The sequence below is a fragment of the Burkholderia sp. HMSC10F09 genome, from assembly GCF_001806955.1.
Lineage (GTDB): Bacteria > Pseudomonadota > Gammaproteobacteria > Burkholderiales > Burkholderiaceae > Burkholderia > Burkholderia multivorans.
The window spans coordinates 1-6133 of record NZ_KV786620.1 but is presented as its reverse complement, the minus strand read 5'-3'; the positions used below and the strand labels follow the sequence as shown (position 1 = coordinate 6133).

The 6133-nt window shown below is 65.1% G+C and carries 6 protein-coding genes and 2 pseudogenes; 1 reads left to right on the top strand and 7 read right to left on the bottom strand.

The window, feature by feature from the left end:
- From HMPREF3115_RS07765 to HMPREF3115_RS07735, 7 genes and pseudogenes are all read right to left on the bottom strand, one after another.
- Positions 1–382 (bottom strand): annotated as a pseudogene (locus HMPREF3115_RS07765) (energy transducer TonB); the annotation flags it as partial.
- A 217-nt stretch (positions 383–599) separates the two neighbouring features.
- Positions 600–836 (bottom strand): (2Fe-2S)-binding protein, encoded by a 237-nt coding sequence (locus tag HMPREF3115_RS07760; RefSeq protein ID WP_006402037.1) that lies wholly within the window; start codon positions 834–836, stop codon positions 600–602.
- Between the two features lie 145 nt (positions 837–981).
- Positions 982–1860, bottom strand: a complete 879-nt coding sequence (murI, locus tag HMPREF3115_RS07755) for a glutamate racemase (RefSeq protein WP_070553987.1) — start codon at positions 1858–1860, stop codon at positions 982–984.
- 26 nt (positions 1861–1886) lie between these two features.
- Positions 1887–2363: a bacterioferritin gene (gene bfr, locus HMPREF3115_RS07750; protein ID WP_006402035.1), complete on the bottom strand. Its 477-nt coding sequence runs from the start codon at positions 2361–2363 to the stop codon at positions 1887–1889.
- 210 nt (positions 2364–2573) lie between these two features.
- A complete protein-coding gene (locus HMPREF3115_RS07745; protein ID WP_070553986.1) occupies positions 2574–4097 on the bottom strand; it encodes a fumarate hydratase in 1524 nt (507 codons plus the stop codon).
- Positions 4098–4140: 43 nt separating this feature from the next.
- Positions 4141–4725, bottom strand: a complete 585-nt coding sequence (locus tag HMPREF3115_RS07740; RefSeq protein ID WP_006407941.1) for a TIGR00645 family protein — start codon at positions 4723–4725, stop codon at positions 4141–4143.
- 108 nt (positions 4726–4833) lie between these two features.
- A complete protein-coding gene (locus tag HMPREF3115_RS07735; RefSeq protein WP_070553984.1) occupies positions 4834–5733 on the bottom strand; it encodes a DMT family transporter in 900 nt (299 codons plus the stop codon).
- Positions 5734–6013: 280 nt separating this feature from the next.
- On the opposite strand from HMPREF3115_RS07735, the pseudogene HMPREF3115_RS30765 reads away from it, so the two are divergent.
- Positions 6014–6133: pseudogene (locus tag HMPREF3115_RS30765) on the top strand (AMP-dependent synthetase); the annotation flags it as partial.

The window sequence follows — 6133 nt, the reverse complement described above, 5'->3', positions numbered from 1 at the left end:
GCGAGGGCTCGGCGGCGGCCGGTGCGGGCGTCGGCGACGGTTCGGGCGACGGCGCGACCGGCTGCGGCGTCGGCTTCGCGACCTTCGGCACCGGCTTCGGCTCGACCTTCGGCTTGACGCGCGGGACCGGCTTCGGCGGTGCCGGCTGCGGGATCGATTCGGCCGCGACTTGCTGCGCGACCGGCGCGGGCGGCGCGATCAGCTGCGCAGTGATCGACTGGACCTCGACGGATTTCGGCGGCAGCGCGCTGCGATGGAGCCATGCGGCCGTCAGCATGATCGCGTGTGCGGCCAGCACACCGACCGCGACGGCGACGACTCGGAGATTCATACGTGGAACAGCCGGCAAGGTGCCGGCAGAAGCGGAATGCGATGGCTGCATGTTAGCTTGAAAGAACGACGTCGCACCCGGGGCGCGGCGGGTGAAACGGCATCACTTGCGGAAGATCAGCAGCGAGATGCATACGGTGGTTACAAAACCGATCAGCAGTTCCATGTCCAGCTCCTTCGCGAATAAACCGCTGGCTTGCGCAGACGATGGCTTGCTGACGGGAAAAACAAAAAATGCGGCCGGGGCCGCATAGGCACGCTCGGCCCGCTCAGGCCGCCTTGCGTTCGTAGAACGTCACCGGAATCGGATGAGCGTGATGCTCGACACCGCACCGGCTCGCGCACACGCCGTGCTCGGCCATCAGGTCGCGTACCGACTCCTCGCATTTGCCGCAGCAGGTCGCCACGCCAAGCTCGAACTGAAGCTCGTCGAACGAGTCCACGCCCTCCGCGAGGGACGCGCGAATCTTCCGATCGGAAACAGACTTGCATACGCAGACGATCATGATGAGTGCGATAGCTAACGTTAATGCGAATTATTATCATTAAATTCTGCGGCGTTGACAAGCGCGGGTTCGGTTTTTTTAAAGGTCATCGGACCCTGATAGGGGCGAGCCGCCGCACCTTGCGATGCGCGGCGAAGAGGGTGGGTCAGGCGGACGCGCAAGCGCGCGCGTTCGGCGATGCGATCGTGACGGCTTCGACCGGCGCGTCGAGGTCAAGCAGCGTCGATGCGAGCGCCTGCAACGGACGCCCGTCGCCCGTCGAGCAGAAGCGGGGAGCGGCCGCAGGCATGCCGGCGGGCGTACGCAGCCCGTGCTGTTCCAGCACGCGGGCCAGCTGGCGCGCGATCGCGTCGCTCGTATCGACGATCGCTATGCGCTCGCTGATCAGGCCGCGAATCGCGGTGGTGAGAAACGGATAGTGCGTGCAGCCGAGCACGATCGTGTCGGCACCTGCGTCGAGCATCGGCTTCAGATAGCCGTCGAGAAGCGCGCGCAGCGCGGGCGAGCCGGTGTCGCCGCGCTCGACGGCCTGCACGAGGCCGTGACCGGGCTGGCAGATGAAACGACACCCGGCGCCGTGGCGTTCGAGCAGCGCCTGGAAACGCGCGCTGCGCAGCGTGGCTTGCGTGGCCAGCACGCCGACGACGCCGCTCGCCGATTGCTCGACCGCCGGCTTGATGCCGGGCTCGACGCCGACGAGCGGAATCGCGAGACGTTCGCGTACCGCCGCGATCGATTGGGCGGTTGCCGTGTTGCACGCGACGACGAGCGCCTTGGCGCGTTGCTCGACGAGCCACTCGCCGATCGCGAGCGTGCGTTCGGTAATGAACGCGTCGTCGCGCTCGCCGTACGGCGCATGGCGCGTGTCGGCGACATAGACGAACGACTCGCCGGGCAGCCGCGCACGAACCGCACGCAGCACCGACAGGCCGCCTAGCCCGGAATCGAAGATCCCGATCGGTGCGGCGGCAGCGGTAGCGGTGCGGTGCGCTTCGGCGGCGCTCGGGGAAATCGTCATCGTCATGCGAACGGCGAGCGGGCGGGGGGCGCTTACTCCGGCGAACCCATCATCGACTGCTGATAGTTCTGCAGGCCGACCTTGCCGATCAGGTCGATCTGCGTTTCCAGCCAGTCGATGTGCTCTTCGGTGTCGTCGAGGATCTTTTCGAAGATCTCGCGCGACACGTAGTCGCGCACCGATTCGCAATAGGCGATCGCTTCCTTGCAGGTGGCCTGGGAGATCTGCTCGAGCTTCAGGTCGCACTTCAGGATTTCTTCGGTCTCCTCGCCGACGAGCAGCTTGTGCAGATCCTGCAGGTTCGGCAGGCCGTCGAGCATGAACACGCGCTCGATCAGCCAGTCCGCGTGTTTCATTTCGCCGATCGACTCGTCGTATTCGTGCTTGCCGAGCTTGTCGAGGCCCCAGTGCTTGTACATGCGGGCATGCAGGAAGTACTGGTTGATCGCCGTGAGTTCGTTCTTCAGCTGGGCGTTCAGGTATTCGATGACTTTCTTGTCGCCTTGCATGGCTTTTCCTTCTTCAGTAGCGCTTCAGAAACCGAACGATAATCGCTGGAACACGAAATGCCAAGCGCCGAAGCCTTGTCCGATCGGCTTGTCGGCCGTAATGAGAATCAACCGCGAACGGTCCGCAAGGAACGATTCGCGATACGCGCGAATGCATACCGGAATGAAAAAGGCCGGACAGGGTCTGTCCGGCCTTTCGCGTCGTTGCGCTTAAGCGGTCGCGACCGGGATCTTGCCGATCTTCGCCTGCCATTCCTTCGGACCGGTCTGGTGCACCGACGTGCCCGAAGAATCGACAGCAACTGTTACAGGCATGTCCTTCACGTCGAATTCGTAGATCGCTTCCATCCCGAGATCTTCGAATGCGATCACCTTCGCGTCGCGGATCGCCTTCGACACGAGGTACGCGGCGCCGCCGACCGCCATCAGATAGGCCGCCTTGTGCTTCTTGATCGCCTCGATCGCGACCGGCCCGCGCTCGGCCTTGCCGATCATCGAGATCAGGCCCGTCTGCGCGAGCATCGTCTCGGTGAACTTGTCCATCCGCGTGGCGGTCGTCGGGCCGGCCGGGCCGACCACTTCGTCGCGCACTGGATCGACGGGGCCGACGTAGTAGATCACGCGGTTCGTGAAGTCGACCGGCAGCTTCTCGCCCTTCGCGAGCATGTCGGCGATGCGCTTGTGCGCAGCGTCGCGGCCCGTCAGCATCTTGCCCGACAGCAGCAGCGTCTGGCCCGGCTTCCAGCTCGCGACTTCTTCCGGCGTCAGCGTGTTCAGGTCGACGCGCTTGCTCGTTTCGGTGTTCGGCTCCCAGTTGACCTTCGGCCATGCGTCGAGCGACGGCGCCTCGAGCTTCGCGGGGCCCGAGCCGTCGAGCACGAAATGCGCGTGGCGCGTGGCCGCGCAGTTCGGGATCAGCGCGACCGGCTTCGATGCCGCGTGCGTCGGCGCCGCCATGATCTTCACGTCGAGCACGGTCGACAGGCCGCCGAGACCTTGCGCGCCGATGCCGAGCGCGTTCACCTTCTCGTGCAGTTCGACGCGCAGTTCCTCGATCCAGTCCTGCGGGCCGCGCGCGATGATTTCCTGGATGTCGATCGGATCCATCAGCGATTCCTTCGCCATCAGCATCGCCTTCTCCGCGGTGCCGCCGATGCCGATCCCGAGCATGCCGGGCGGGCCCCAGCCCGCGCCCATCGTCGGCACGGTCTTCAGCACCCAGTCGACGATCGAGTCGGACGGATTGAGCATCACGAACTTCGACTTGTTCTCGGAGCCGCCGCCCTTGGCCGCGACCTGCACGTCGACCTTGTCGCCCGGCACGATCTCGTAGTGGATCACCGCCGGCGTATTGTCCTTCGTGTTCTTGCGCGCGCCTTCCGGCGGATTCACGATCGATGCGCGCAGCACGTTGTCCGGATGCGTGTAGCCGCGGCGCACGCCTTCGTTGATCATGTCGGTCACGCTCATCGTCGCGCCGTCCCAGCGCACGTCCATGCCGACCTTCACGAAGATCGTCACGATCCCGGTGTCCTGGCAGATCGGACGGCGGCCTTCCGCACACATGCGGCTGTTGGTGAGGATCTGCGCGATCGCGTCCTTCGCGGCCGGGCTCTCTTCGAGCTCGTATGCGCGGCCGAGCGCCTGGATGTAGTCGAGCGGATGGTAGTAGCTGATGTATTGCAGCGAATCCGCGATGCTCTGGATCAGGTCTTCCTGTTTGATGACGGTCATGGCTGAGGCTCTGTGGGGACAGTAGGAATGCTGGGCCGGCCGTTCAGGCCGGCGTGCGCGACGCAGCGGCTGTCTGCGTCTCGTGGAAATGGGCCGGATGCGTGTGCGTCGTGAGGCGGTCGACCCACGCCATCACGAGCGCCGACACGAGGAACGACACGTGGATGATCACCTGCCACATGATCGCGTGCATCGTGTGCTGATCGGGGTTGATGAAAGTTTTCAGCAGATGGATCGACGAAATGCTGATCAGCGCCATCGACAGCTTGACCTTCAGCACGCCCGCATTCACGTGGTCGAGCCATTCGGGCTCGTCGGGATGGCCTTCGATGCCGAGACGCGACACGAACGTCTCGTAACCGCCGACGATCACCATGATCAGCAAGTTCGAGATCATCACCACGTCGATCAGCCCGAGCACCGCGAGCATCACGCTGATTTCGTCGAGGCTCGTTGCGTGCGACAGCAGATGCCAGACTTCTTTCAGAAACAGGAACACGTAAATCGCCTGCGCGACGATCAGCCCGAGATAGAGCGGAACCTGGAGCCAGCGGCTCATGAAGATCAGCGCGGGCAAAGGGCGCAACGGACGAGCGGCGGGACGGCCGGGCGAGTGCGGGGCGGACATGGTGAATGTGCTGCGGTGGGTGGGTATCGTGGGTAACTTAAAGGGCGCGCTATTGTAACGCGTCGGCCGGCGCGCCTGCAGCGACGCGCCGATGTGCCGGGGGACGGATCAGGAGGCGGCGGCGTCCGCCGATTTGATGCGCAGGCTCGCGAGCACGATCCCGCCGACCACGCACGCGAGCGCGATGCCATGCGCGAACGTCGGCCGCTCGCCGAGGAACGCGATCCCGTAGACGGCTGCCGCGACCGGCAGCACCGCGCTGAACACGCCGGCGAGGCTGCCCGGCACGTGGCGGATACCCTTCATCCACAGCCAGAACGAGAAGATGCTCGCCGACAGCCCGTACCACACGACGAGCGCCCACGTGCCGGCCGGCACGCTCGCATAGTCGAAGCGCCACAACGCGCCGGCGCCGAGCGGCAGCATCAGCAGCAGGCCGAACAGGTGCGTGTAGGCGCAGATGTCGATCGGCGCGAGCGTCTGCGTCAGGCGGCGCGACAGGATCACGTAGATCGATTCGCAGCACACGGCGCCGAGGATCAGCAGGTTGCCGGTCAGCGAACCGGCCGGCGCGCCCTGTGCGGACGCATTGCCGCTCGCGAGGTTGATCGTCACGACGCCGGCGATCGCGAGCACGATCGACACGAGCGCACGGCCGTTCGGCTTTTCTCCGAGGAACAGCCAGGCGAACAGCGCGACGATCGCGGGGATCGTGCTCGTGATCACGCCGGCCGCGACGGCGCTCGTGCGCTGTACGCCGTTGAGCATCAGCAGCGTGAACATGAACGTGCCGAAGAACGCCTGCAGAAACAGGTTCAGCCATTCCGCGCGCCGCACCGCGCGCATCTTGACGGGATTGAACAGCGGCCACAGCACGGCGATCGCGATCACGAAACGCAGGGTAGCGAGCAGGGCGACGGGAACGAAGGCGACGATCGATTTGCCGATGCCGACGTTGACGCCGACGAAGAGCATCGACAGGACGAGACAGAATGCGTAGCGATTCAAGCTGGAATCCGGAAGGCGAGTTCAGTTAGGATTGTAGGGTCGCGGCCGGCGGCGCGCCAAGCGCCGGCCGCCGCGTAAGTGACGGGTAAGTTGAAGCGCTTATCTTGAAACAGCCGGACCGCCGACCGCCTTCGTGTGCGTGACGCGGTGCAGCATCGTGCGCGACCTGCCGGGTCGCGCGCGGGTGAGTGGGAGACAGCGGCGCCGAGGCGCCGGCCAAGACGCGGCGCGCACGATCGCGCCGCCATGCAGAGGATTCATGTTCACCAAGGGGTAGTCGATGTCTGCGATTGAATCGGTTCTTCACGAAAGCCGCCAGTTTGCGCCTCCCGCGGCGCTCGAGAAGGCGGCGACCATTTCCGGCATGGAAGCCTATCGCGCACTGGCCGCCGAGGCCGAG